Here is a 25,062-nt window from a genome sequence, read left to right as displayed (position 1 = left end):
GGACAGATCAGTGCGATACGGACGGCGAGGAGTCGTCATACATCGATCATCGCGAACCGCTCCGCTCGAGCCCAGCAAGGCATCAACCGGCGTGTATTAGATCCAACCCGACCAAGACGCCCTCTCAGAGTCCACCACCGCCGATCGTTGGCCGACCTCCGGCAGCGGCTCGTTCGCGCGCTCGTATCCGAGCACCAGGGCGGAAGTCGAGGTCTTCGCGCCGGACAGGATCGCGGCCACCAGCTTGTCCCGTAGCGGCCCGGGAAACTCGAACTCCGCCCGCGGAAGATCATCGAGGTCCATGCCAGGAACGATACGCGAGCGGTTAGCCGCGACTGACGTCTCGCTTACAAGGTGCTTTCGGCAAGAGTCGCAACATCCGATGACGACCATGGGGTTCTGGGTCGAAGCCGGGTCTCGTACGGAGACGTCTGGGATTGGCCGCCACCGTTGATGTCAACAACTGATGTCAATTCGCGCTGCTACCGGCTCACTGCTCGCTGAGGGCGTCAGCACAGTCGGCTTACGCCGGACACTCCTTGTCGGCCCGTGCCGCTCGTTTACATCACCCGCACCGGCTGAGCCGGCCGCTGATTGTCCGGACCGCCGCCCGCCCGAGTTGTCTCGGGCGGGCGGCGACCCGCTCAGCTCTGGGTGACCAGGCCGGCGTCGACCACGTACTCGCCACCGTGCACGGCGTAGAACTCGTCGCTGGCGACGAGCAGAGTGGGCTCGATCTGGTACGACGTCACCATGTCCGAGTCGGTGGCGTCGTCACCCACGTCGGCGACGGTCCGACCGTACCCGCCGGAGGCCTCCAGCCAGACCGTGTACAGCAGTTCAGTGCGGGCGGTGATCGACCAGGTTCCGTCCGGGTTGACGGTGGCGGAGCCGCCGCCGATGGCCTGCCCCTCCCGAACCGCCAGATGCACGTTCAACACGCCGTCCGGGCCTCCGGCGATCCCCGGCTCACCCGCCTCGCGCTGCCCGTCCCGGTCCAGGTCGTGCCAGACGGTGCCGCGGATAGTGCAGGTGCCGGAGATCGCCACCGTGACGGAGCCGCTGTTGTTGTCGGTGTTCGCCTCGCGACGCTGTGGGGTGATGGTCGTGGTGATGGGCACCGTGCTGCCCGGCGCCGCGCCAGCCACGACGAACGGCACGAACAGCCGGCCCGCCCGACCGCCAGCCGCCAGTTCCGGGTACGAGCAGGTGTAGCTCGTCGTGCTCGCCACCGTGCAGGCCCAGCCGGCGTCGGCGGGGTACGGGGTCGTGGTCTGCAGCACTGAGGGCACCGAGATGGTGACGCTGATCGGGTTCGACGCGCCGGTGCCGATGTTCCGGACGTCGATTTCGGCGTTGAAGGTCTCGCCCTCCGCCGGGTTCAGCACGTCGGTCATCATCAGGTCGACGACCAGGTCGGGCTGGAGTTTCCCGGCCGCCACCGCGTCGGCCGGAGCGAGCGCCGCCACGCCCCCGACCAGTGCGAGGGTGGCGAGCGAGCTGGAGAAGGTACGTCGGATCGAGCGGGACAGGAAACGAGATCGCACAAGTTCCTCACGTCTTCGGTTACGGCCCCTCGCGGACGCGAGGGCCGGGCTGGAGATCAACTGTCTCCACTCATCCGGCGTCGTCGATCCGGCTGGCGTTACAAAGGCGGCGCTCGGCCGGATGGAGAGCACGCTCGGCGACGGGGACGACCCCCGGCCGAGTGCCTCCAGGGCCAACCGAAGCTCACTCGCCGCCGCCGCGCGTAGCGGCCCGGCGGTGAAATCATGTGACGTGGATCATCTCAGATCGGGCCGATCGGCGTTCTGACCTGGGGAAAGCGGTGGGGTGGACGTGAAGATGCCCTCTGGGCAAGGAGCATGGGAGTCGTAGCGGCTTCCATACCACCGAGCCGAGAGGGCATCTCGCAGGTGCGACTGTCGCATGCCGCCCGCGCGGTGAGCGCGGTGTTCGACCTATCGGGTGGACTCGCGGTTGAACAGCTTCTTCGCCCAGAGGTAACCGCCGAGGGTGATGACGACGCACCAGCCGATGGCGATGACGGCGCTGTTCCCGATCGGAGTGCCCATCAGGAGACCGCGGATGGTTTCGATGAGCGGGGTGAACGGCTGGTACTCGGCGAACCAGCGCAGCGCGGTGGGCATCGAGTCAGTCGGTACGAACCCGCTGCCGAGGAACGGAAGCAGGACCAGCGGCATGCCGACGTTGCTCGACGACTCGACGGTCTTGCTGGCCAGACCGAACGCGACCGACAGCCAGATGAAGGCGAAGGCCATCATCACCAGGACGCCGGTGAGGGCGAGCCAGTCGCCGGGACCCGCCGACGGCCGGAAGCCGATGAGCAGTGCGACGCCGATGATCACCGCGATGCTGAGCATCGTCTGGACGAGGCTGCTGAGGACGTGTCCGGTCAGGACGGAGACGCGGGCAATGGCCATGGTGCGGAACCGGTCGACGATGCCCTCGGTCATGTCCATGGCGACCGAGATGGTGGTGCCCTGAACTGCGGCGGCGATCGTCATCAAAATGATCGCGGGGGTGACGTAGTTGACGTACTCCGCCCGTCCGCCGGAGGGGCCGCCGATCCCGGCGCCGAGTGTGCCGCCGAAGACGTAGACGAACAGCAGCAGGAAGACGATCGGCATGCCGATGAGCGTGACCGTCATCGACGGATAGCGCACCATTCGCTTGAGGTTGCGGCGCAGCATCGTCGCCGAGTCGGTCAGTGCGTACGACACAGTGCTCATCGCGTGGCCACCTTCTCGTTCTTGGGGTTGCCGGTGAGGGCGAGGAAGACGTCGTCGAGGTCGGGGGTGTGCACGCTCAGCGAGTCGACCTCGACCGCGTTCTCGTCGAGTCGGTCGAGCAGGGCCTTCAGCGCACGGAGACTGCCGTCGTGCGGCACCCGCAGGGCGAGCGCGTCGCCGTCGCGAGACGGCTGGCCCACGACGCGCGCGGCGGACTCGAGGTCGCGGAGGCCGGCGAATCGCAGCTCGATGTGGCCGCCGGGGATGCGGCGCTTGAGCTCGTCCGCAGTGCCTTCGGCGACGATCTTGCCGTGGTCCAGTACCGCGATTCGGTCGGCGAGCTCGTCGGCCTCCTCCAGGTACTGCGTGGTGAGGAAGATGGTGACGCCACCCGCGATCAGCTCCCGCACGATCCGCCACATGCCACGGCGGCTGCGCGGGTCCAGCCCGGTGGTCGGCTCGTCGAGGAAGATGACCTGGGGTGTGCCGACCAGGGTCATCGCGAGGTCGAGCCGCCTGCGCATGCCGCCGGAGTAGGTCGTGGCCGGTTTCTTGGCCGCGTCGACCAGGTCGAACTGGTCGAGCAGTTCGGCGACCCTGCGCCTGCCCGCCGCCCGGCCCAGGTGGTGCAGGTCGGCCATCAGGGTCAGGTTCTCCTGGCCGGTCAGCAGGTTGTCGACCGCGGAGAACTGGCCGGTGACGCCGATCGCAGCGCGGACCGCGTCGGGCTCGGCGGCCAGGTCGTGGCCCGCGATTCGCGCGCTGCCCCCGTCGGCGCGGATCAGCGTGGACAAGATCTTGACCGTGGTGGTCTTGCCCGCGCCGTTCGCGCCGAGCAGCGAGAAGACGGTGCCCCGCGGGACGTTCAGGTCGATTCCGTCGAGCACGACGTGGTCGCCGAACGACCTGCGCAGTCCGGTTGCCGTGATCGCCGACTGGGATGACAAGGTCATGGGAGGTCCCCTTCGAGAGGTCTGGTCAGGAACGGCGGACGGTGATGTCGCCGAAGGAGGTGTGCGCACGGACTTCGACGGTCTCCTCGGACTTCTCCGGTCCTTGGCCGATGTCGTCCAGCGCGTTGTGCACTCGCCCGTGCCCGGTTTTCAGGTCGAGCCATGCGGCGGTGCCCGCGGCGACACCGATCTCCAGGTCGCCGGCCGCGGTGTGCAGCGTGACCGAGTCGCGCGCGACCTCGCCGATGCGAATGGTTCCGTTGGAGGTCTTGGCTTCCACTCCGGCACCGGCCCGGTCGACGGAGATGTCGCCGTTTGCCGCACGCGCACGCAGTTCGCCGGTGATGGTGCCGACGTCGGTGTTGCCGTTGGAGTTCTTGATGACCGCGGCTCCGTCGATCTCGCCGATGTGAACACGTCCGCTGCCGGTGGCGACTTCGGCGTTACCGGCGATCGTGTCGACCGTGAGGTGGCCGGCGGAGGTGTCCAGGCGAAGCTGGCCGGTCCGGTCGAGTCGGAAGTGCCCGACGGACGTCTTCAACCGGCACTTCCCCAGCACGCCGGTGCTGTGGAAGTCCCCGACCGACATGTCACTCTGCACCGCCGAGCCAGTGGGAAGCTCGACGAGCACGGTGACTGACCTGGTCTTCTTGGAGAAGTCGAACACACGGGCCTTCGGCCCGCGCACGGTCAACGTGCCGCTGGCGTACTCGACGCGGGTCTGCTGCGCGGCCTTCACGTCGGAGTCGTCGGACTCGTCGCTCGGCCGTACCTCGACGACGGTGTCGGTGCGGTCGCTCGCGATGAGCCGCACGTCGCCGACGGAAAGTTCGATCGTGACGGAAATCGGTTCCGGGGTGGCGAAAACAGGCATGGCTGTCCCCTCGAGATGAGTCGGAAGAGCATCCCCGCTGGTAGGGGGCGTGAAGGAAATATGGGGCCGGGCTCGGCTAACGCGCCCAGCCGGTGTAGCGCTGCGCACTGGGCTTGCCGCGCCGGTCGGAGCCGTGGTCGCGCTCCGAGCCATGCAGCGCGGTCGAGGCGGCTCGCACCAGCCACGCGTTGACCGACCGGCCCTCCTTGCCGGCCGCTTCCTCGACCGCGGCCTTGAGCTGCTCTGGGAGGCGGACGTTGATGCGCGCCGTGGCACCGTCCTCGAAGCCCATCGCGGCATCGTCGGCCGGCACTACACCCCGGTTGGTGGTGTCTTCCTGTGGCTGCTCCACCTGTTGAGGTGTCACGACAAATTCCGGGTCACGGCCACGCAGGCGAACCTGGACCGAACCGGGAGCCAGCTCCCTGGTGATCTCGTCGGCGGCGGCCGACAGTGCTTCGAGCAGGGAGAGCCGGATCGCCGACTCCATCGACACGGTCAACCGCTCGATCACCGCGGTGCCGTCGTCACCACCGGTCTCCACAGCCGTCAGCAGCTCACGACCGAGAGAGGCCACATACGGGTTCAGATCCATGGCACCACTATGGCACACGGTGGCGCCATGGACAACCCTCCTTGGCTCAGCCTGGCTCAACTTGGCTCCGAATGGCGCTATCGGGGCCGTCCAGACTCAGCTGCCACGGACGCCGCCGTACCGCTCCTCCTCTGCAGCGGACTTGCTACGCGACTTGGCTGGTTTCCGGCGGGGTGCCGGTCAACGTCGTCCAAGCCGTGATGGGCCACGAGCAGGCGTCAACAACGCTCGACCGCTACACGCATACCCGGCGGACTTCTATGGGTCGGTGCGCAAGGTCTTCGGCAGCTCCGCTGACGATCTGCTGACTCTCAATGACGATCCCCAATCAGAGGGAAAGTCGATTGAGGGTGAAGGAAGCCCGCGAGCAGGCCGGATGGTGTGGTGAAGCCCAGGGGACTTGAACCCCAAAAACGCGATCATGGGACGTCGGGGGTGTAGGCGGCCTTTGACCTGCTGTGAGCTCCGATTGACTTCCATTGCCTGACACCTGTTTGCGACCTCAGGTGGTCCCGATGTGGTCCCGATGATCTTGCCGATCTTCGCCTGGGCGCCCGGGTCCGCCATGAACGCCATGCCGCCCACTCCCCCTGATAGGTGCCATCTGACTGAGCTGCGGAGCTTCAGTTTGGAAGGACGAGGATCACCGCCCCGAGATGCCCGAAACGCCTGCTCCTGGCCGGGGAGTGGGTGACAGCTCGTGTCCGCTCGTTCCCCCTCCGGACACCGGCTACTGGCACGTGGTTGGCACGCCGCTGTGGGTGGCCCGCCTCGCCGCCCATGTGCCACCATCACTCAATGGCCGACCCCGATGCCTGGTCCCCCTCACCTGAGACCCGGCCTACCTTGGAGTACTTCCTGCGCCCCCTGTTCGTCTTCGCTGCGGCCCTCGCAGTGTTGGCGTGGCTGGTTGTCGGTCTTCTCGTCTTCATGGCGGTGGGTGCCTACTTCGCTGGCGGTTCCGAGAACATGACGGGCTTAGGCGTTGCCGTCCTGCTCCCGCCGACGCTGGTGCCTGCTCTTGGCCTCACTTCCGCTTCGGCATGGTGCTACCGGGGGATCCGGGGTGGCAGGGCATCTTTGGTGATCGCGATCGCGACAGCGGTCGCGGCTGTTGTCGCGGTCGGTGTCTGGCGTTGGGCCGCTGCTACTGGAATCGTCCCCTGAGGTGGTGCCCGCCGCGCCGGCCGGAGGTCGCCAGCAGGCCAGCGAGAGCGGGCGGTGGGCTGCGCTCGCTCGGCGGCCTTGACGGGAATCGACCAGGCGCTGATCTGCGGTGACGGTCGTGTGCCCGGCAGGATTCGAACCTGCAGCCTTGGGATTAGAAGAACATCGCGGATGGCTAATCGGGCGGCTTCGCTCCTGGTCAGCCTGTCCATCGTTGTCGGGCAGCGTCGGTGTCAGCGGGCGGGCTTGGCTGTACGGATGGCTGTACGACGGGCCAGCCCTGACCATCTGATCCGTAGATTCCCAAGACCATGTCTAGGCCGTCCGAGGCCGTCCGCCTGGTCCTGGTCCTCAAGCGTTCGGCAACTCGATCGGTCCCGTCCCGTCTGGTTCCGTCCGCCCCAGGTGGCTCCCAGCCGTGACTCCCAGACTGTCAGCTGCTGCTCGACTCAGGCTGCAAGCTACAGAGGCTCACCGGCCAACTGCCCTTGCAACTCCTCGAAGAGCAATGAACGCAGGCGGCCAAGCTGCCGCTGCTCAGGCAAGACTGAACCGTCTCGCTGCAGGACGATGTCCTGGAAGCCGCCCATCCCTTGTCGGTAGAGGCCGAGGGCGTCCCGGACTACCCGCTGCCGGGCGTCACGATCCGTGCCCGCCTCCATTAGCCGCTGGCCGAATGTCGCCAAGCCCCTGCTCCAATCGGGCCAATCGGCCCGCAGCAATTGAGCGACCTCCAGGAGAAGGTTGTGCAGCCTGTCCGTGTTGTCCTCCATGGCAGCAGCGTCCCATGGCCGAGCGTCAGTTTGGAAGAGCGTGCTCAAGCGGTCGTGATGCCCGAAACGCCTGCGGGCGGCGCCCGGCCCGGTTACGTCTCGTGCCCGCTCGTGCCCGCTGCGCGCCACGGTTACTGGCCCACGGATGGCCCATGCCGGCCTTCGACCGGCCGACGCGCGGGTGCGGAGAGACCCTTAGGCTGACGCCCATGTCGCGGAGCATGCAGTGATCGACCTGGATGAGCACAATCACCAGCCGGCGGAGTCGGGTACCGCCACCCATGACCGCCTCATGGTCAGACAGCAGATGGCCCTGCGGCTCGTCGCTGCCTTCGTGGTCGGCGTTGTGCTTGGCGGTTTCGGTGTCAGCCAGCTGCGAGACTCGCGTGATCAGCGAGAGCGGAACGCCGTGGTCGCACTCGTAGCATTTCCTGCATCGGCCGACTTCGGAAGCTCGTCCTCCTCCCAGGGATCGGTCCAACTGAATGGAAGGTTGATACTGGTCAACGCCGGCCCCGCGCCGATCACCGCTCGCGAGGTTCACGCAGAGAGGCCGGGCGTCGTGATACACAGCATCGGACAACCCCGGCTGTTACCCCCTGGCGGCACCGGTCAGCTCGTGGTCGAGCTGGGGTTCGAGTGCTCAATCGCATTCCAGCCAGAGCCGCTGTCGCTACGGTTTTCAGTCGAGACCAATGACAAGCAAGTCAGAGAGGTCAGCCGCCCCGTCGCTCTCGTGGGAAGCGACTGGGAGCGCGATGCTCTGAGCAATTGCGAGCACGCATAGCCACGGCGGGCCGACGCGTAACAGACCAAGTCCAAGCGCTGAAGCGGATCTCCTCGTCGGGCAGTCGTAGACCGTCCGAGGCCTTCAAGCTCTTGTCGCCCGTCAGCGTGGCCGGCCGGCCCGGCCGATGCCGGCCGGAGGTCGCCAGCAGGCCGGGGCCGGGCCGGCGCGGCCCGCTTGCGGGCCGCCTTGATCTGATAGAGCGGAATTCGGCAATGCGCGTGGCCGGTGCCCTGTCCTCCGTCGACTGATGCGAGACAGTCATCCACCAACTGATCTGCGACATCGCAGCGCTGATCGCGGCGGAAGAGTGCAGCGGATCTTGCTGTGGCCTGGGATCCGTGCTTTTGTGATCTATTGTGCTCATCGCCGAACAGGGAACTGGAAGGGGCGCGTCAGTGGCTCGCACACAGGTGTACCTTGTCCGCCACGGCGAACAGGATCCGGCCTCCGACCACGCCCCGGACGGAGTTCTCTCGCAGCTCGGCCGCGAGCAGGCAGACCGGCTGGGTCGACGGCTCCGTGCGGTGCCTTTCTCGGCCGTCCACCACAGCCCACTGGCCCGGGCGGCCCAGACCGCCGACATTGTCGCCCGCCATCTCCCACAGGTGCCACGACACGACTGCCACTTCGTAGCAGACCGAACGCCGGTGCCATCCGCCGCGGAACGTGGCCGATACCCAGGACGGTGGCATGCATGGCTCGACGGCGTGCCCGACGACGAGCGCGACGAGGACGCCGTTGCCCTGCGTGCCGCTGTTGAGCACTTCGGGGTCACCGGTGAGGAGGACCGACGCGAACTGCTGATCACGCACAACTTCGTGATCGGCTGGTTCGTCCGCCACATGCTTGACGCCCCGGCCTGGCGGTGGATCGGCCTCAATCAAGAGAACTGCGCGATCACCATCGTGCAGTGGGATTCCGATCGACCGCCGACCTTGGTCAGCTTCAACGACACTGGGCACCTGTAGCTGAAGGGCATCCGCTCTTCGGCTACCGGATGTTTCGGCGGCGGCCAACCTGCCGCCCCTAGGTCGGCTGGATCTGTCGCACATCGCCTGGCGGAGCTGCGTCGCACATCAGTCGTCGGATCACAGCGTGGCCGGTGCCCTGTCCGGTGCCGCCGGACGTGCCTAGCTCTGTAGATCCTGGCCGGCGGAACCAGCCCCGCCGTGCTGGCGTCCACCGCCGCACTGGGCCGCGTGCTTCGCGCGTCGGACGTCACCTCCGCTACGACCCGGCTGCGGTCCGGGCGTGGGTCATGGAACAGGAGGGCTGACGTGGCGGTTCACGATCTGTGGTACCTGAGCACTCCCGGTCCAGACGGCGAGAAGGTCAAGTCTGGGAAGTATGGCCGGGGCAAGCGGTGGCGGGTCCGGTACGTCGATGCCGCCGGTCAGACGCGAGACAAGGTGTTCCAGCGCAAGAAGGACGCCGAGGACTTCGACCTTGCCGCCCGGGTCGGCACCGCTGCAGAGGTGAAGCTGGACCAGGGCGAGCGGAACGTCACGTTCGCCGCTTACGTGGACCGTTGGCGTCTGGCCCGGAACATCGGATGGGCATTGGAGACCCGGCGGCGCATCGAGTCGAACGTGCGGCGACACCTGGTCCCGGAATTCGGCAATCGCCTCGTCCGCTCGATCACTCAGACCGACGTGTTGCTGTGGCTGGCGGAACGCCTTGGCGCGGGTGTGCCTCAGTCCAGCCTGCGTCTGTACTTCGAGCTGTTCGACGCCATCATGGCAACGGCGGTAACTGACAAGGCAATCCCCCGACAACCCGTGTGATGGGATCAAGCTGTCCCAGGTGTTCCGGGGGCTCAGCCGCGCACCGAAGTGGGTACCGGACGAGAGCGACGTGCTCCGCCTGTTCGATGCCGTACCCGACCGTTACCACGGGCTGCTGTGGCTCGGTGCCGGCGCGGGACTGCGGATCAGTGAGGCGCTCGGCCTTGAGGACGGGCCGCGCTGCCTGGACGACGAACACGAGGAGCTACACGTCGTCCAGCAGTTGAGGTACGCACCTCAGGAGTATCAGGGCGGCTTCTACCTCAGTACGCCGAAGGGCGGCTCAGCCGGCACGGTCGACCTGGACCCGATGGTCGCATCCGCGCTACGTCGCCACATGCAGGAGTACCCACCGACCGAGGTCGAATTGATCGACGTCACCTCGGGCAATTCGGTGCGCCGCCGGGTCCCCCTGCTGTTCACCACCACCCATAAGAACCCGTTCACCGACCGCACCTGGTCGGCCGAGTGGGTTAAGTGGCGGGAGAAGGCGGGCTGGCCCAAGGAAAACGGCGGCTTCCACGCCCTGCGTCACTTCTTCGCCACAACGCTGATCACCAACCATGTGGACCCGAAGGAGGTCCAGCGGGCACTGCGGCACAGCACTCTGCAAATCACCCTGGAGACCTACGTCCACTTCTGGCCACGTCGGGAGCGTCGACGCGGTGTCGTGGGTGGCGTGTTGCGGGCTGCCGCCAGCGGCCAGGACCATCGGTGATGTGGTCCCAATGTGGTCCGGATGATCATGCGGCGTGTTCCGCCGCAGGTCAGATGCGGTAAGAGTGGAGCCCAGGGGACTTGAACCCCTAACCCCTGCCTTGCAAAGGCAGTGCTCTGCCAGTTGAGCTAGGGCCCCGAGGGCGGGCGGAGCCGCCGGGTGCTGACAGTCGGGAAGCGGACGGTCAGCGCAGGTCGGGCGCGGTGGTTGCCTCGTGCCACAGGGCGCGCTCGTCGTTCGAGGCCTTGACCTTCTTGGCCACCACGGCGGCCACGCCGATGACGCCGACCAGGATCAGAAGCTTCTTGAACATTGGGGCGACCCCTCGCGCTCGACTGCCGTCGGACGATGTGCGGTGGGGCTAGCTGGAATCGAACCAGCGACCTCAGAGTTATCAGCTCTGCGCTCTAACCGACTGAGCTATAGCCCCGCGTAGCGACGAGCAAGGTTAACCCATCGCCGCGGCCCGCCCCAAATCGGGGTGTCCGTGGCGCGGCTCTCACCCGTACCAGCTCGAACCTACCCGGATGCGCGGCGCCGGGGCGACCGCTTTACGCGGCGCCCCGGCGTCCCCGCTGGTTCAGTCCCGCTCGGCGAGCGTCAGCTCGATCCCGCCGACCAGGTCGGCGCAGACGTTGTAGACGAACGCGCCGAGCGTGGCGAGCGCGGTGAAGAGCACGACGTTGACCAGGCCGATCAGCGCGGAGCTGAGGATCACGCCCTTGGCGGTGATCTGGAAGCCACCGCCCTGGCCGCTACCGGCGTTGACCAGGTCGGTCAGGCTGCTGTTGACGCTCTTGAACACGCCCATGGCGTCCAGCGCCAGGTAGAGCACCGATGTGGCGACGACCATCACGATGAAGAGCACCACCGAGACGGCGAACGCGAACTTCATCACGGACCACGGGTCGATCCGCTTGAGGTTCAGCCGCGCCCGGCGCGGTCCGCGGGACGCGGCCGAGCTGACCGAGGTACGCGCGGCGCGTACCGCCTCACCCACCCGCGCGGCCCCGACGGCCGCCGCGCCGCTGATACCCGGCGGCAGTCCGCCGCCGTTGGCCGGGCGGTTCGGAGTGCCGGGGCGACCGCCGTCCGGTGACGGCTTGGTGGCGGTGCCGGCGCCGGACACGACCCGCGGCTGGGTGCCGGTGGCGCCGGTCGACGGTCGGGCCGCGCCCGCCGACGGTCGGGCCGCGCCCGCCGAGACCGGCTGTGTCGTGGCGGGCTTCGCCGCCGGAGCCGCCCGGGCGGCCAGGCCGTCAGCGGAGGTCGGCGCGTCGACCTTGGCCTTCTCGGTCTTGTCGCTCGCCCCCGAGTCCCCCGAGTCCTCCGAGTCCTCCGTGGTCACTTCCGCCGGCGGTGTCATGCCAGGGGCACGGGTGAATTTCGGGGCAGGCGCGTCGGCGGGGACGGTGGCCCGGCCCACGGCCGCGCGGCCGGTCGCTGGTGTGCCGCCCTTGGCGGCCTCCTCGTCGACCGGGTTGGCCGAGGTCCCCGTGTTCCCCGACTTCGCCTGTGTCTCCGTCATTCAACTAGTCCTGTTCGTCAGGCTCGTCGGCATTGCGAGCAATCGCCACGATAGTCACGCCGTCCGGGAGGTCCATCAGCTTGACCCCCATTGTGTTCCGGTCACGCGTACGGCGTACAGGCTTCACCGGAGTCCGGATGACACCACCGTTGCTGGTGATGGCGAAGAGCTCGTCGTCCGGGTCGATCACCACCGCGCCGACCAGACCACCGCGTCGTTCGGTGATCTTCGCAGTCAGCACACCCTTACCTCCCCGGCCCTGGACCGGGTATTCCTCGATCGGGGTACGTTTCGCGTATCCCCCGTTCGTCGCCACCAGCACGTCCAGCCCCTCGCGAACCACTTCCATGGCCAGCAGGACGTCGTCGTCGGTGAAGCGCATGCCGATCACGCCCGAGGTGGCCCGGCCCATCGGCCGCAGCGCCTCGTCGGTGGCGTTGAACCGGATCGCCTGCGCCTTCTTCGAGACCAGCAGCAGGTCGTCCTCCGGCGCCACCAGGGCAGCACCGACCAGCTCGTCCTCATCGCGCAGGTTGATCGCGATGATGCCGCCAGTCCGGTTGGAGTCGAACTCCTCAAGCCGCGTCTTCTTCACCAGGCCGTTTCTCGTGGCCAGTACCAGATAGGGAGCCACCTGGTAGTTCGGAATTTCGATGATCTGCGCGATCTGCTCATCCGGTAGGAACGCGAGCAGGTTGGCCACGTGCTGGCCCTTGGCCACCCTACTGGCCTCCGGCAACTCGTACGCCTTCGCCCGGTAGACGCGGCCCTTGTTCGTGAGGAACAGGATCCAGTCGTGCGTGGAGCATACGAAGAAGTGGCTGACGATGTCGTCCTGCCGCAGTGTCGCGCCGCTGACGCCCTTGCCGCCCCGGCGCTGGGAGCGGTACAGGTCGACCTTGGTCCGCTTGGCGTACCCGGTGCGGGTGATGGTGACGACCACGTCCTCGCGGGCGATCAGGTCCTCCATCGAGACCTCGCCGTCGAACGGCAGGATCTTCGTCCGCCGCTCGTCGCCCCACTTCGCGACGATCTCGCCGAGCTCCTCGGAGACGATCTTCCGCTGCCGCTCCGGCTTGGCGAGGATGTCCTTGAGGTCGGCGATCTCGATCTCGAGCTTGATGAGGTCGTCCACGATCCGCTGCCGCTCCAGCGCGGCGAGCCGGCGCAGCTGCATGTCCAGGATCGCGGTCGCCTGGATCTCGTCGATCTCCAGCAGCCGGATCAGGCCCTGCCGGGCGTCGTCGACCGTGGGCGAGCGCCGGATCAGCGCGATCACCTCGTCGAGGGCGTCCAGCGCCTTGGCCAGACCGCGCAGAATGTGCGCCCGCTCCTCGGCCTTGCGCAGCCGGAACGCGGTCCGCCGGCGGATCACGTCGATCTGGTGCTCGACGTAGTAGCGGAGGAACTGGGCCAGGTTGAGCGTGCGCGGCACCCCGTCGACCAGGGCCAGCATGTTGGCGCCGAAGGTCTCCTGGAGCTGGGTGTGCTTGTAGAGGTTGTTCAGCACCACCTTGGCGACCGCGTCGCGCTTGAGCACGAGCACGATCCGCATACCGGTACGCCCGGAGGACTCGTCGCGGATGTCGGCGATGCCGGCGAGCTTGCCCTCCTTGATCAGCTCGGCGATCCGCTCGGCGAGGTTGTCCGGGTTGACCTGGTACGGCAGCTCGCTGACCACCAGGCAGGGGCGGCCCCGCTTGTCCTCCTCGACCTCGACGACGGCGCGCATCCGGATCGAGCCCCGCCCGGTCCGGTACGCGTCCTGGATCGCCTGGGTGCCGACGATCAGACCGTGGGTGGGGAAGTCCGGGCCCTTGACGATCTCCAGCAGCGCGTCGAGGGTGGTGGCCTCGTCCTCCTCCGGGTGCTCCAGGCACCACTGCACCGCCGCGCCGATCTCGCGCAGGTTGTGCGGCGGGATCTTGGTGGCCATGCCGACCGCGATGCCCTCGGAGCCGTTCACCAGGAGGTTGGGGATCCGGGACGGCAGGATGGTGGGCTCCTTGGCCCGGCCGTCGTAGTTGTCCTGGAGGTCGACGGTGTCCTCGTCGATGTCCCGCAGCATCTCCATGGCCAGCGGGTCCAGCTTGCATTCCGTGTAGCGCATCGCCGCAGCCGGATCATTACCCGGCGAGCCGAAGTTGCCGTTGCCGTCGACCAGCGGGTACCGCAGCGACCAGGGCTGCGCCATCCGGACCAGCGCGTCGTAGATCGCCGAGTCGCCGTGCGGGTGGAACTGACCCATCACGTCGCCGACGACCCGGGAGCACTTCACGTAGCCACGGTCCGGGCGGTAGCCGGAGTCGAACATGGCGTAGAGGATCTTGCGGTGGACCGGCTTGAGCCCGTCCCGGACGTCCGGCAGCGCCCGCCCGACGATGACGCTCATCGCGTAGTCGAGGTAGGAGCGCTGCATCTCCACCTCGAGCCCGACCGGCTCGATCCGGTCGTGGGCCACTACTGCGGCGATGGCGGCCTCGGGGACCTCGGGCTCGCTCGGGTTGGACTCGGGAGTATCGGTCACTGTTAACCCTTATCAGACTCAGAGTCGTTTTCGTGCTGTGGATAACCGCTGTGGAAAGCGGCCTAGTTGTGGATAACCCTGTGGACCGGCGGGCGGACCGGTGGATGACCGGCCGACCCGCCGCGGCCCGTCAGATGTCCAGGAACCGCACGTCCTTCGCGTTGCGCTGGATGAACGAGCGACGCGCCTCGACGTTCTCACCCATCAGCACACTGAACAACTCGTCAGCGGTCGCCGCGTCGTCGAGCGTGACCTGACGGAGGGTGCGGGTCGCCGGGTTCATGGTGGTCTCCCAGAGCTCGGGATAGTTCATCTCGCCGAGACCCTTGAACCGCTGGATGTCGTCCGGCCGGGCGTTCGGCTTCTTCTGCTGGCGCAGCGCGATCAGGCCGTCCCGCTCGCGGTCCGAGTACGCGTACTGGGCGTCGTCGCCCTTCTTGTTCCACTTGATCTTGTAGAGCGGCGGGGCGGCCAGGTAGACGTGGCCCAGCTCGACCAGCGGCCGCATGAAGCGGAACAGCAGGGTGAGCAGCAGCGTCTGGATGTGCTGGCCGTCGACGTCCGCGTCGGCCATCAGCACCACCTTGTGATAGCGCAGCTTCTCAATGTCGAAGTCGTCGTGGATACCGGTGCCCAGCGCGGTGATCAGCGCCTGGACCTCGTTGTTCTTCAGCACCCGGTCGATCCGGGCCTTCTCCACGTTGAGGATCTTGCCGCGGATCGGCAGGATCGCCTGGGTCCGCGGGTCCCGACCCTGCTTGGCCGAGCCACCGGCCGAGTCGCCCTCGACGATGAAGACCTCGGACTCACGCGGGTCGGTGGACTGGCAGTCGGCCAGCTTGCCCGGCATCGAGCCGGACTCCAGCAGCGACTTACGCCGGGCAAGCTTGCGCGCCTGCTGCGCCGCGATCCGGGCCCGGGCGGCCTGGGACGCCTTGGTGATGATCATCTTGGCCTCGGCCGGGTTGCGGTCGAACCAGTCGACCAGCCACTCGTTGCAGACCCGCTGCACGAAGCTCTTCACCGGGGTGTTGCCCAGCTTGGTCTTGGTCTGTCCCTCGAACTGCGGGTTGGCCAGCTTGACCGAGATGATCGCCGCCAGGCCCTCCCGGATGTCCTCGCCGGAGAGCTTCTCGTCACCCTTGAGCAGCTTCTTGTCGGCGCCGTACCGGTTGACGACGCTGGTCAGCGCGGACCGGAAGCCCTCCTCGTGGGTGCCGCCCTCGTGGGTGTTGATGGTGTTGGCGAAGGTGTAGACCGACTCGCCGTAGGACTCGTTCCACTGCATGGCGATCTCGACCGACATGCCCTCCTCCTCGGCGCCGAACTCGACCACCGTCTTGTGGATCGGGTTCTTCGAGGCGTTGAGGTGCCGGACGAAGTCGGCGATGCCGCCCTGGTAGCAGAAGGTGACCTCACGCTGCCGGCCGTCCTCCTCCTCCGCGACCCGCTCGTCGAGCAGGTGGATGGTGAGACCCCGGTTGAGGAAGGCCATCTCCTGCAGTCGCCGGTAGATGGTCTGGAAGTCGAAGTCGACCGTCTCGAAGATGTCCGGGTCCGGCCAGAAGGTGACGGCCGAACCGGTGCGGTCGGTGGTCTCGCCCTTCTCCAGCGTGGAGGGCTTCGAGTTGCGATACTGCTGCCGCCAGACGAAGCCGGACTTGTGGATCTCCACGGCCATCCGGCTGGAGAGGGCGTTCACCACGGAGACGCCGACACCGTGCAGACCGCCGGAGACCGCGTACGCCTTGCCGTCGAACTTGCCGCCCGCGTGCAGCACGGTGAGCGCGACCTCGACACCTGGCTTCTTCAGCGTCGGGTGCAGGTCGACCGGGAAGCCACGGCCGTTGTCGGTGACCTCGACCCCGCCGTCTTTCAGCAGCACCACGTCGATGGTGTCGCAGTGGCCGGCCAGCGCCTCGTCCACGGCGTTGTCCACGACCTCCCACACGAGGTGGTGCAGACCGCGTTCACCCGTCGACCCGATGTACATACCGGGCCGCTTGCGGACGGCCTCGAGCCCCTCGAGGACGGTGATCGACTCGGCGCCGTACTCCTGCTTGTCCTGCGCTGCCACCCTCGGCCACTTTCTCGCGCCGTCCGCGCCAGGGCGCGGGGGCGCGGGTTCGGCGGACAGGACACGACGTCGGCGCACGGACCGGCCCCGGATTGTCCAGGTCACGGATCGCGTACACCGGTCGCCGCGGTTGCCCGCGAATCGCGATCGGCTCAACCCGACCCGGGCAATGATCAAGGGCCCTCGGGGGCCCGTGTCCGTCGCTCCGGGTCTGGTCTTCGTCTCACCGTCAATCTTACTGTGCGCACACGACTAAACCGCCACTCGGCACCCCTGCAGGGGCGGCTGAGACCTCCGTAGCCGGCCGAACCGTGCTGTCCGCGACTCCCCCTACACGCTAGGGCCTGATCGAGGGCGCGACCGGCCACCGGATCGGTACCGGGGCGTAACCGCCCAGGGGTCGCGGCCGGATCCGCCGTGCCGTACCTTTGCGGCGCCCGCCGCAGCGGTATTGATCTTTCCCGGACGGAACCGGGACGATCGACCCGATCGGTCCGACAACGTGTTGTAAGAGGTGACGCCAGATGGGGCTGGACAATGTGGCGGTGCACTGGCCGCGTACCGGCCGCTTCTACGACCCGGTCGCGCCGGCCGAGTTCGTCGACTTCGGCGAGATCGTCGACATGCCCCGGATCTCCGCCCCGACCGGGGCGCTCGCCGAGCTGATCGCCAAGACCGGCACGGTGCGGGCGACCGCCTACACCGAGCTGGTCGACCTGATCCTCGGGCTGGAAAATGTGCTCTACGCCACTGAAGCCGCCGCCGAGGACGAGGATCCGGTGATCGACCCCGACGGGTGCTCGTGGATCGCCGGCGGGGTGGAGAAGTTCATCGCTCAGCACCGGCCGTTCGGCGAGGCGGTGACCTTCGAGTCGGTCAGCGAGGTGCTCCGCGCGCTGATGGCCGACGGTCGCCTCGCCGAGCAGCAGCTGCGCTGGCTCGACACCCGCCTGGACGGGCTGCGCGACGAGAACGGCGACCCGCCGCAGTGGAACTTCACCTGCGCCGAGCTGAGCGTGCTCGCCGCCTTCTACCGTCGCTGCGCGGACCGCGGCTTCGCCGTCTACGCCGACGCCTGACCTCCTCGCGTCGGCCGCCGGCAGGCGCCTTGCGGCATGTCGCGGAGTCCCTTCCGCCGGAACCCGCGACATGCCGCCCGTGGAGACGGTCAGCAGGCCGCCTCAGCCGTAGGTGTCGCGGGGCCCGCGGCCACGGACGCGGCGGGGGCCGCGGGACCAGGAGGGCGCGGCCGGTCCGTGGATGTGCAGCTTGCGCACCACGTTGTGGCCGACCTCGCTGGCGATCTGCTTGATCAGCGAGCCGGCGAGCAGCCGTAGCTGGGTCGCCCACGCGGTCGAGCGCGCCTCCACGGTCAGCTCGCCGTTCTCCAGCTTCACCGGACGGCTGTGCTGGGCCACCTCCGGCCCGACCACCCGCTCCCAGGCGCCGAAGACCGTCGCCTCGGCCGCCGGCTGCTGCCAGCCGCGCGCCTTGACCAGCCGGTTCAGCACCGCGCCGAGCGGTTGCGGGTCACGCGGATCCGGCCCGGGGCCGGAGTAGCCGCGCAGCCGCCGCTCGGCACCACCGCCGTCGCCGCCCAGCGCGTTCCGGCGCGGCCGGGCCGCCGTCTGCCGGCGGGCCTTCGCCGCGTCCAGCACCGCCCGGGCCAGCTCCGGCCCGGCCGTGCCGGCATCACCGCCGGTCCCGCCCGTCGGTGCCGGGTCCCCGGCCGCCGACGCCTGCTTGCCGTCCGAGGCCGCCGGGCCGCCGGCAGTCGCGCCACCGCCGGCGGGCCGCCGACCCCGCCCGCCCGCGCCGGTCCCGGCCTGGCCGTCCGATCCGCTCTCGGGGGTACGACCACCCCGGGCCGGCCCCAGCCGGGCCGGTGGCAGCTGCGACTCATCCGACACGACGTACCGTCCCTTCGCCCACCTCGTACCGCGTGCCGCGCAGGGTCGCCGGCACGTCGTCGTCCACCGCGCAGGTCACCAGGAGCTGGCTCGCCCCGCCGACCAGCTCGGCCAGCCGCGCCCGGCGGCCGGCGTCCAGCTCGGCGAAGACGTCATCCAGCACCAGCACCGGTTCGATGCCGTCCGCACGCAGCAGGTCGTACCCGGCCAGTCGCAGGGCCAGCGCGTACGACCAGGACTCGCCGTGACTGGCGTACCCCTTGGCGGGCAGCGGGCCGAGGGTGAGCGCCAGGTCGTCGCGGTGCGGCCCGACCAGCGTCGTACCGCGTTCTATCTCCGCCGGCCGCGACTCGGCCAGCGCGGCGGTCAGCGCCTCGGCCAGCGCGGCCCGGCCCACCGTCGGGTCGGGCAGCTCCAGCGACGGCCGGTACGCGATCGCGGCCGCCCCCTTGCCCGCCGCCACCGCGTCGTAGGCCTTGGTCACGTGCGGGGCGAGCGCGGCGACCAGATCCAGCCGACCGGCGAGCAGGTCCGCGCCGTGCTGCGCCAGGTGCGTGTCCCACACCGCGAGGGTGGACAGGTCCCCGCCCCGCGACCCGCCCGTCTTGCGGGCCAGGTACGCCGTCCGGAGCAGGGCGTTGCGCTGCTTGACCACCCGCTCGTAGTCGGCCCGCACCCCGGCGTACCGGGGCTGCCGGGAGACCAGCAGGTCGTCGAGGTAGCGACGGCGCTCGGCCGGGTCACCGCGGACGAGTTCCAGATCCTCCGGGGCGAAGAGCACCAGCCGCAGCGCGCCGAGCACGTCCCGGGCGCGGCGGGCCGGTGAGCGCCCGAGCCGGGCCCGGTTGGCCTTGCCCGGGATGATCTCCAGCTCGATCAGCAGCTCGCGCCCATCGTGCACCACCGCGCAGCGGATCACCGCCGAGGAGGCGCCCATCCGGACCAGCGGGGCGTCCGTGGCGACCCGGTGCGAGTCCAGGGTCGCCACGTAGCCCAACGCCTCGACCAGGTTGGTCTTGCCGACGCCGTTGGCGCCGATCAACACATTCGGGCCCGGCTCCAGGTCGACGCCGACCCGCTCGTACGAGCGGAAGTCGACCAGTTCGAGCCGGCGGACGTACACAGGCTGTGGATACCGCTCAGCGCTTGTGGACGGCGTGGCCGCCGAACTGCTGGCGCAGCGCGGCGACGGCCTTCATCGCGGGCGAGTCCTCCTGTCGGGAGGCGAACCGGGCGAAGAGCGAGGCGGTGATGACGTTCAGCGGCACGGCGAGCCGGACCGCCTCATCGACGGTCCACCGGCCCTCCCCGGTGTCTTCGGTGTAGCCGCTCAGCTCGGCCAGCTCCGGGTCCTCGTCCAGCGCGCGGTCGAGCAGGTCGAGCAGCCACGACCGGACCACGGTGCCCTCGCGCCAGGACTTGAAGACGCCCGGCACGTTGGTGACCAGCTCGGAGGCGGCGAGCAGCTCGTAGCCCTCGGCGTAGGCGTGCATCAGGCCGTACTCGATGCCGTTGTGCACCATCTTGGCGTAGTGCCCGGCGCCGACCGGCCCGGCGTGCACGAACCCGAACTCGCCCGCGGGCTTGAGCGCCTCGAAGATCGGCATCAGCCGCGCGACGTGCTCCTGGGCGCCGCCGACCATCAGGGCGTACCCGTTCTGCCGGCCCCAGACGCCGCCGGAGACGCCCGCGTCGAGGTAGCCGATGCCCTGCTCGTTCAGCCGCTCGCCGCGCGGGCCGTCGTCGCTGAACCGCGAGTTGCCGCCGTCGATGATGATGTCGCCCTCACCGAGCACACCGGCCAGCTCGTCGATGGTGGCGTCGGTGACGCCGGCCGGGACCATCACCCAGACCGCGCGCGGCGACTCCAGCTTCTCGGCCAGCTCCGCCAGGCTCGGGACGTCGCTCAGCTCCGCGTTGCGGTCGAAGCCGACCACCTCGTGACCGGCGGCGCGCAACCGCTCGCGCATGTTGCCGCCCATCCGGCCGAGTCCTACCAGGCCGAGCTGCATCTGCTGCTACCTCCGTGCGTCTGGGTCTTCTGGGGTGCGATCAGCGGGACACGCGGATCGGCATGATGAGGTACCGGTACCCCGGGATGACCTCGCCATCCTCACCGGCAGGGGAAATCACCGCCGGCTTGAAGGCGTCGACGAACGCGAGCAGGGCGTACTGGGCGCCCAGGTTGGTCAGGCCGTCGATCAGGTACTGCGGGTTGAAGCCGATGGTCAGCGGGTCGCCGGTGAAGATGGCTTCCATCGCCTCGCTGGCCCGGGCCTCCTCGGTGCCACCGGCCTCGACGACGAGCCCGTCCGCGCTGAAGCTCAGCAGCACCGGAGTGGTCCGCTCGGCCACCAGGGCGACCCGCTTGACCACCTCGATCAGGGTGCTCACCGGGACCCGCGCCTCGGCGTTGTGGCTGGCCGGGAAGAGCGAGCGCACCGGCGGGTAGTTGGCGCCGTCGAGCAGCCGGCTGGTGGTCCGGCGGGTGCCGGCGGAGAAGCCGATCATGCCCTCGCCGGCGCCGCCCTGGGAGAGGGCCATGGTGACCTGACCGCCGAGCGGGCCGAGGGCCTTCGCGGTGTCGTTCAAGGTCCGGGCCGGCACCAGGGCGTTGATGCTCACCTCGGGGTCGTCCGGGTTCCACTGCATCTCGCGCAGCGCGAGACGGTAGCGGTCGGTGGCCAGCATGGCGAGCGTGCCGCCGGAGAGCTCGAGGCGTACGCCGGTCATCATCGGCAGCGTCTCGTCCCGGCCGGCGGCGACGGCGACCTGGGCGACGGCGGCGGCGAACGCGGCGGCGTCGACGGTGCCGGCGCTCTCCGGCATCTCCGGCAGGGCCGGGTAGTCCTCGACCGGCATGGTCGGCAGGGTGAAGCGGGCGCTGCCGCACACCAGCTCCAGGTGCGCGCCGACCGCGGCGATGTCCACCGGCTTGGCGGGCAGGGCCTTGGTGATCTCGGCGAGCAGGCGGCCGGAGACCAGGGCGGCGCCGTCGGCGTCACCCTGCACCTCGACGGTGACCTGGCTGGAGACCTCGTAGTCGAAGCCGGAGACCTGGAGGTTGCCGTCGGTGACCCGGAGCATGACCCCGGCCAGCACCGGTACGGAGGGTCGGTTGGGCAGGCTCTTGGCGGTCCACGCGACCGCCTCGGCGAGCGCGTCGCGCTCCACTCGGAACTTCATCAATGCCTCCGCGTCGACGTCAGCGACAACTCTCTCATGCCGACCGCTCCCCACCGCCCCGCCCGACCGTGCGGGTACCCATCGCACCTTAGGGCGCGGGGGCATCGGCTGTGCGCCCGACCCCGTTGATCTGCCGGTGCTGACGGGCTGTCCCCGGCGGCTGCCGGCCCGATCCACAGGAAGTCCAACGGTGATGATTGGTTTTTGTTGTTTAGAAGAGATAACTCATCGTCTTCATCGCACCTGTGCAAACTGTGGAGAACCGACGTCCGCGCAGGTCAGACACGTTATCCACCGGTGAGGTGGCTGTGGAGAACCAGGGGTACAACCCATGTCCCGGTCCACAGGCGCCGGCAACCCCCAGGTTGTCCACGGTTGTCCACTGGTTGTCCACCGGTAATCCACGGGTTTTCTCCCCAAGGCTGTGGACGGGCGGGACGACCGTGATGGACGTCGTCCCCAGAACCTTCAACAGGCCGCCCACAGGTCGACCGTCGGCGGTGGACAACTTTCCCGTCGTCCCCAGGCGTCCACAGCCTTGTCCCCAGGAGTTGTCCACAGTCTGTGGGTAACCGACCCCGGACGGAGCGTGGTTTTCCACCGTCTGTGGAAAAGGGGATGTGGACAACCGGGCGGTCCTGTGGACGAACATGACAGCGATCCTGGGCTCTCGACCCGGTCGAGGGTCAACCCCGGCGCGGCGGGACACCAAAAAGCCCGGCCGGGAGTTCCCGACCGGGCGTGACGACGGCCACCGGTGAGCCGCCGGCGTTGGCGTACGCCTCAGGTGTTCTGCTTGATCCGGTTGGTCAGCTCGGCGATCTGGTTGTAGAGCGAGCGGCGTTCCGCCATCTGCTGACGAATCTTCCGGTCGGCGTGCATCACCGTGGTGTGGTCCCGCCCACCGAAGGCCTGCCCGATCCGGGGCAGCGACAACTCGGTCAACTCCCGACACAGGTACATGGCCACCTGGCGGGCGTTGACCAGCACCCGGGAGCGGGACTGGCCGCGCAGGTCCTCCAGGCTCACCCCGAAGTAGTCCGCGGTGGAGACCATGATCTGGTCGGCGGTGATCTCCGGCCCGGCGCCGTCGGGCATGAAGTCCCGCAGTACCTCCTCGGCCAGCGACAGCTCGACGGTCGACCGGGTGAGGCTGGCGAACGCGGTGACCCGGATCAGCGCCCCCTCCAGCTCCCGGATCGAGTTCGACACCCGGGAGGCGATGAACTCCAGCACGTCCGGCGGGGCGTACATCCGTTCCTGCGCCGCCTTCTTCTGCAGGATCGCGATCCGGGTCTCCAGGTCCGGCGGCTGGATGTCGGCGAGCAGGCCCCACTCGAACCGGGTTCGCATCCGGTCCTCCAGCGTGGCGAGCTGCCGCGGCGACCGGTCGGAGGTGATCACGATCTGCTTGTTGGCGTTGTGCAGGGTGTTGAAGGTGTGGAAGAACTCCTCCTGCGTCCGCTCGCGGTTCTCCAGGAACTGGATGTCGTCGATCAGGAGGATGTCGACGTCGCGGTAGCGGCGCTGGAACGCGCTGGTCTTGTCGTCCCGCAGGGAGTTGATGAAGTCGTTGGTGAACTCCTCGGTCGAGACGTACCGGACCGAGCGGGCGGTGCCCAGCGTGGTGGCGTAGTGCCCGATGGCGTGCAGCAGGTGGGTCTTGCCCAGCCCGGAGCTGCCGTAGATGAAGAGCGGGTTGTACGCCTTAGCCGGCGACTCGGCCACCGCGACGCTCGCCGCGTGCGCGAACCGGTTCGACGAGCCGATGACGAACGTCTCGAACATGTACTTCGGGTTGAGCCGGTTGCCGCTCTCCGCGCCGCCGGGGCGGCGGTCGTCCCGCCCTCCCGGCCGGCGATCCATGCCACTGCGACCCGGTCCGCTGTCCGTACCGCCGTCCCGGGGCAGGCCGCGCAGCGGCTGCGGGTCGGCGGCGGCGTTCTCCCGGTACCGGGGCTCGTACCCGCGGTTGTCGGCGGCCGCCGGCTCTGCGCGGGCGGCCCGTTCGTCGAAGCCCCGGCGCTCGGGGGCGGGACGGGCGGCGCGCAGCGGCTCGGCGAAGGCGGCACCGAACAGGGTGTCCTGGCCGTCGCGGCTGGCCGGAATGAGCTGCGGCCGGCCGCCGTCGGGGGTGCGCTGCCGGGGGGCCTGCTCCTCGGCCGGCGGCTCGGGGCGCTCCTCCGGGTAGCCAGTTTCGTCGGGCCGGGACGGGTAGCCGAGCCCGGGGAAGGTGGTGTCGTCCGGGGCCGGGCCGGTCTGGTCGAAGCTGGCGAGCAGGTCATGGGGGGTCTCGATGCCGGCCGGCTCGGGGCTGCTCCGGTAGACGGTGCCCGCGGGCCGGACGCCGGGGTCCTCGGCGACCCGCACGGTGACGGCGACCTGGATGGCCCGGCCGAGTCGCCGGCTCAGCGCCTCGGTGATGGCCGGGCGGAGCCGCGACTCGATCACGTCCCGGGTGAAGGGGTCCGGGACCGAGAGCAGCGCGGTGTCCTCGACGATCGCCCGCAGGCGGGTGAGGCGCAGGTACGCCCGTTGCTGCGCGGAGATGATCTCGTCGGCGAGTTCGTCGGTCGTCGCCGCCCACACTGCGGCGAGGTCGGTCGCTCCGGTCACTGTCGTGCCACCCCCCTCGCCTCTGCTCCCGGCCGCCGCTGCTGTCCAGCGACCGTTCCGGGCCCGCCACCGCGTTCGCGCGGGTGTACGTCACACCCACCCGGACGGCTGACCGGTCGTCATCCACAAGTTATCCACAGCCTGTGTGTCGACCGATTGTGGCCGCCCACCGGACGCGGGTCGGACCTGCCCCCTGACTTACCGAGAGGCGCTGAAGCGGGTTCAACGTGCCGAACGATTCACTACCTTGTCCGGTCTTGCCTGTCAGCGACAACCCGGACCCCCGACGCTGACCGCAATCGGGCACGCTAACAGCGCGGACCCTGCACCATCAACCGTCGAAGCGGTGGCACCCTTGTCAACATCAGTGAAAAACGCCCCTTCGGTCGTGCTCCGGGCGCGGCGGAGGGCGCGGCTGTGGAATGGGTGTGATGTTTGACGGTCATTGCCCCCGTGCGTAGGCTGGAGCGGCTGCTCTCTCGCCCTCTGCTAGGGTGATGGGTGCTTGCTGCCTGCGGGCGCTTCCCCGCCTCGCCGGGGTTCCGCGTCGCCGGGCAGCACCGATCGGAGGCCACCGCCGAGGTGGCCTGGACCACCACACGACCCCGGGCGATCCCCCGCGTGGGGCGCACGAAAACGGAGAAGCTGACGTGAGCAAGCGCACCTACCAGCCGAACAACCGCCGGCGCGCGAAGACCCACGGCTTCCGGCTGCGCATGCGCACCCGTGCCGGCCGCGCCATCCTCTCGACCCGTCGCGCCAAGGGCCGCACCACCCTGTCGGCCTGAGGCCGACCGGTCCGGTCCGGGGA

23 protein-coding genes, 2 tRNA genes and 2 pseudogenes are annotated in these 25,062 nt (G+C 68.9%); 9 read left to right on the top strand and 18 right to left on the bottom strand.

Translation table 11 applies throughout. The annotated features are described in order from the left end of the window. Positions 1-126 precede the first annotated feature (126 nt). The 6 genes and pseudogenes from SLP03_RS25795 to SLP03_RS25770 form a co-directional block, all read right to left on the bottom strand. Positions 127-303: pseudogene (locus SLP03_RS25795) on the bottom strand (RNA-binding protein); the annotation flags it as partial. Between the two features lie 341 nt (positions 304-644). Beyond that, a complete protein-coding gene (locus SLP03_RS25790; protein ID WP_319463213.1) occupies positions 645-1,547 on the bottom strand; it encodes an SdrD B-like domain-containing protein in 903 nt (300 codons plus the stop codon). A gap of 414 nt (positions 1,548-1,961) precedes the next feature. After that, on the bottom strand, positions 1,962-2,753 hold the full coding sequence (locus tag SLP03_RS25785) for an ABC transporter permease (RefSeq protein ID WP_319463212.1): 792 nt from the start codon (positions 2,751-2,753) through the stop codon (positions 1,962-1,964). Continuing rightward, positions 2,750-3,706 (bottom strand): ATP-binding cassette domain-containing protein, encoded by a 957-nt coding sequence (locus tag SLP03_RS25780; protein ID WP_319463211.1) that lies wholly within the window; start codon positions 3,704-3,706, stop codon positions 2,750-2,752. Before SLP03_RS25780 ends, SLP03_RS25785 begins: the two co-directional genes overlap by 4 nt. 25 nt (positions 3,707-3,731) lie before the next feature. Further along, complete coding sequence (locus SLP03_RS25775) at positions 3,732-4,580, bottom strand: DUF4097 family beta strand repeat-containing protein (protein ID WP_319463217.1); 849 nt, start codon at positions 4,578-4,580, stop codon at positions 3,732-3,734. A 76-nt stretch (positions 4,581-4,656) separates the two neighbouring features. Further along, the gene (locus tag SLP03_RS25770; RefSeq protein ID WP_319463210.1) at positions 4,657-5,175 is read right to left on the bottom strand and encodes a ribbon-helix-helix protein, CopG family; all 519 of its coding nucleotides are present in this window, start codon (positions 5,173-5,175) and stop codon (positions 4,657-4,659) included. 71 nt (positions 5,176-5,246) lie between these two features. Here SLP03_RS25770 and SLP03_RS25765 point away from each other — a divergent pair, with 71 nt between their 5' ends. Further along, complete coding sequence (locus tag SLP03_RS25765; RefSeq protein ID WP_319463209.1) at positions 5,247-5,483, top strand: tyrosine-type recombinase/integrase; 237 nt, start codon at positions 5,247-5,249, stop codon at positions 5,481-5,483. A gap of 490 nt (positions 5,484-5,973) precedes the next feature. After that, positions 5,974-6,342, top strand: a complete 369-nt coding sequence (locus tag SLP03_RS25760) for a hypothetical protein (protein ID WP_319463208.1) — start codon at positions 5,974-5,976, stop codon at positions 6,340-6,342. A gap of 461 nt (positions 6,343-6,803) precedes the next feature. Here the strand turns inward: SLP03_RS25760 and SLP03_RS25755 are convergent, their stop codons facing one another. After that, the gene (locus tag SLP03_RS25755; protein ID WP_319463207.1) at positions 6,804-7,115 is read right to left on the bottom strand and encodes a hypothetical protein; all 312 of its coding nucleotides are present in this window, start codon (positions 7,113-7,115) and stop codon (positions 6,804-6,806) included. 226 nt (positions 7,116-7,341) lie between these two features. On the opposite strand from SLP03_RS25755, the gene SLP03_RS25750 reads away from it, so the two are divergent. The 5 genes and pseudogenes from SLP03_RS25750 to SLP03_RS25730 all read left to right on the top strand — a co-directional run bounded on the left by SLP03_RS25750 (position 7,342) and on the right by SLP03_RS25730 (position 10,407). Then, positions 7,342-7,902, top strand: coding sequence for a hypothetical protein (locus SLP03_RS25750; protein WP_319463206.1), 561 nt, complete (start codon positions 7,342-7,344; stop codon positions 7,900-7,902). Between the two features lie 359 nt (positions 7,903-8,261). Beyond that, positions 8,262-8,873 carry a histidine phosphatase family protein gene (locus SLP03_RS25745; RefSeq protein WP_319463205.1) on the top strand — a complete coding sequence of 204 codons (612 nt, stop codon included), beginning with the start codon at positions 8,262-8,264 and terminating at the stop codon, positions 8,871-8,873. Positions 8,874-9,085: 212 nt separating this feature from the next. Then, positions 9,086-9,181, top strand: a pseudogene (locus SLP03_RS25740) (excisionase); the annotation flags it as partial. Position 9,182: 1 nt separating this feature from the next. Further along, positions 9,183-9,689: a hypothetical protein gene (locus SLP03_RS25735; RefSeq protein ID WP_319463204.1), complete on the top strand. Its 507-nt coding sequence runs from the start codon at positions 9,183-9,185 to the stop codon at positions 9,687-9,689. 70 nt (positions 9,690-9,759) lie between these two features. Next, a complete protein-coding gene (locus tag SLP03_RS25730; protein ID WP_319463203.1) occupies positions 9,760-10,407 on the top strand; it encodes a site-specific integrase in 648 nt (215 codons plus the stop codon). 65 nt (positions 10,408-10,472) lie between these two features. Here SLP03_RS25730 and SLP03_RS25725 read toward each other — a convergent pair. The 6 genes from SLP03_RS25725 to gyrB all read right to left on the bottom strand — a co-directional run bounded on the left by SLP03_RS25725 (position 10,473) and on the right by gyrB (position 16,539). Then, positions 10,473-10,545: transfer RNA gene (locus SLP03_RS25725), tRNA-Ala, on the bottom strand. A 46-nt stretch (positions 10,546-10,591) separates the two neighbouring features. After that, the gene (locus SLP03_RS25720) at positions 10,592-10,720 is read right to left on the bottom strand and encodes a DLW-39 family protein (protein WP_231929724.1); all 129 of its coding nucleotides are present in this window, start codon (positions 10,718-10,720) and stop codon (positions 10,592-10,594) included. A gap of 43 nt (positions 10,721-10,763) precedes the next feature. Beyond that, a tRNA-Ile gene (locus tag SLP03_RS25715) sits at positions 10,764-10,837 on the bottom strand. 150 nt (positions 10,838-10,987) lie between these two features. Then, positions 10,988-11,935 (bottom strand): DUF3566 domain-containing protein, encoded by a 948-nt coding sequence (locus SLP03_RS25710; protein WP_319463202.1) that lies wholly within the window; start codon positions 11,933-11,935, stop codon positions 10,988-10,990. A 4-nt stretch (positions 11,936-11,939) separates the two neighbouring features. Continuing rightward, positions 11,940-14,462 carry a DNA gyrase subunit A gene (gyrA, locus tag SLP03_RS25705; RefSeq protein WP_319463201.1) on the bottom strand — a complete coding sequence of 841 codons (2,523 nt, stop codon included), beginning with the start codon at positions 14,460-14,462 and terminating at the stop codon, positions 11,940-11,942. 130 nt (positions 14,463-14,592) lie between these two features. Further along, complete coding sequence (gene gyrB / locus SLP03_RS25700; protein ID WP_319463200.1) at positions 14,593-16,539, bottom strand: DNA topoisomerase (ATP-hydrolyzing) subunit B; 1,947 nt, start codon at positions 16,537-16,539, stop codon at positions 14,593-14,595. A gap of 524 nt (positions 16,540-17,063) precedes the next feature. On the opposite strand from gyrB, the gene SLP03_RS25695 reads away from it, so the two are divergent. Then, a complete protein-coding gene (locus tag SLP03_RS25695; RefSeq protein ID WP_319463199.1) occupies positions 17,064-17,618 on the top strand; it encodes a hypothetical protein in 555 nt (184 codons plus the stop codon). A 102-nt stretch (positions 17,619-17,720) separates the two neighbouring features. Here SLP03_RS25695 and SLP03_RS25690 read toward each other — a convergent pair whose 3' ends face one another. The 5 genes from SLP03_RS25690 to dnaA all read right to left on the bottom strand — a co-directional run bounded on the left by SLP03_RS25690 (position 17,721) and on the right by dnaA (position 24,251). Further along, positions 17,721-18,449, bottom strand: coding sequence for a DUF721 domain-containing protein (locus tag SLP03_RS25690; protein WP_319463198.1), 729 nt, complete (start codon positions 18,447-18,449; stop codon positions 17,721-17,723). Next, positions 18,439-19,572 (bottom strand): DNA replication/repair protein RecF, encoded by a 1,134-nt coding sequence (gene recF / locus SLP03_RS25685; RefSeq protein ID WP_319463197.1) that lies wholly within the window; start codon positions 19,570-19,572, stop codon positions 18,439-18,441. Before recF ends, SLP03_RS25690 begins: the two co-directional genes overlap by 11 nt. A 16-nt stretch (positions 19,573-19,588) precedes the next feature. After that, positions 19,589-20,461 (bottom strand): phosphogluconate dehydrogenase (NAD(+)-dependent, decarboxylating), encoded by an 873-nt coding sequence (gene gnd, locus SLP03_RS25680; protein ID WP_319463196.1) that lies wholly within the window; start codon positions 20,459-20,461, stop codon positions 19,589-19,591. A gap of 40 nt (positions 20,462-20,501) precedes the next feature. Then, complete coding sequence (gene dnaN / locus SLP03_RS25675) at positions 20,502-21,635, bottom strand: DNA polymerase III subunit beta (protein ID WP_319463195.1); 1,134 nt, start codon at positions 21,633-21,635, stop codon at positions 20,502-20,504. Between the two features lie 783 nt (positions 21,636-22,418). Then, on the bottom strand, positions 22,419-24,251 hold the full coding sequence (gene dnaA, locus SLP03_RS25670) for a chromosomal replication initiator protein DnaA (protein ID WP_319463194.1): 1,833 nt from the start codon (positions 24,249-24,251) through the stop codon (positions 22,419-22,421). A 650-nt stretch (positions 24,252-24,901) separates the two neighbouring features. Here dnaA and rpmH point away from each other — a divergent pair. Further along, a complete protein-coding gene (gene rpmH, locus SLP03_RS25665; RefSeq protein WP_319463193.1) occupies positions 24,902-25,039 on the top strand; it encodes a 50S ribosomal protein L34 in 138 nt (45 codons plus the stop codon). Positions 25,040-25,062 lie beyond the last annotated feature (23 nt).

The sequence above is a fragment of the Micromonospora sp. RTP1Z1 genome, assembly GCF_033804685.1.
In the GTDB taxonomy this organism is placed as follows: Bacteria; Actinomycetota; Actinomycetes; order Mycobacteriales; family Micromonosporaceae; genus Micromonospora.
The sequence above is the reverse complement of the archived record's forward strand: the minus strand, read 5'-3'. Positions and strand labels throughout refer to the sequence as shown.

What these genes read in the sequence shown, in the direction of transcription:
- SLP03_RS25785 (WP_319463212.1), bottom strand. Translation starts at nt 2,753, where the DNA reads ATGAGCACTGTGTCGTACGCACTGACCGACTCGGCGACGATGCTGCGC.
- SLP03_RS25780 (WP_319463211.1), bottom strand. Translation starts at nt 3,706, where the DNA reads ATGACCTTGTCATCCCAGTCGGCGATCACGGCAACCGGACTGCGCAGG.
- SLP03_RS25775 (WP_319463217.1), bottom strand. Translation starts at nt 4,580, where the DNA reads ATGCCTGTTTTCGCCACCCCGGAACCGATTTCCGTCACGATCGAACTT.
- SLP03_RS25770 (WP_319463210.1), bottom strand. Translation starts at nt 5,175, where the DNA reads ATGGATCTGAACCCGTATGTGGCCTCTCTCGGTCGTGAGCTGCTGACG.
- SLP03_RS25765 (WP_319463209.1), top strand. Translation starts at nt 5,247, where the DNA reads ATGGCGCTATCGGGGCCGTCCAGACTCAGCTGCCACGGACGCCGCCGT.
- SLP03_RS25760 (WP_319463208.1), top strand. Translation starts at nt 5,974, where the DNA reads ATGGCCGACCCCGATGCCTGGTCCCCCTCACCTGAGACCCGGCCTACC.
- SLP03_RS25755 (WP_319463207.1), bottom strand. Translation starts at nt 7,115, where the DNA reads ATGGAGGACAACACGGACAGGCTGCACAACCTTCTCCTGGAGGTCGCT.
- SLP03_RS25720 (WP_231929724.1), bottom strand. Translation starts at nt 10,720, where the DNA reads ATGTTCAAGAAGCTTCTGATCCTGGTCGGCGTCATCGGCGTGGCCGCC.
- SLP03_RS25710 (WP_319463202.1), bottom strand. Translation starts at nt 11,935, where the DNA reads ATGACGGAGACACAGGCGAAGTCGGGGAACACGGGGACCTCGGCCAAC.
- SLP03_RS25695 (WP_319463199.1), top strand. Translation starts at nt 17,064, where the DNA reads ATGGGGCTGGACAATGTGGCGGTGCACTGGCCGCGTACCGGCCGCTTC.
- gnd (WP_319463196.1), bottom strand. Translation starts at nt 20,461, where the DNA reads ATGCAGCTCGGCCTGGTAGGACTCGGCCGGATGGGCGGCAACATGCGC.
- dnaN (WP_319463195.1), bottom strand. Translation starts at nt 21,635, where the DNA reads ATGAAGTTCCGAGTGGAGCGCGACGCGCTCGCCGAGGCGGTCGCGTGG.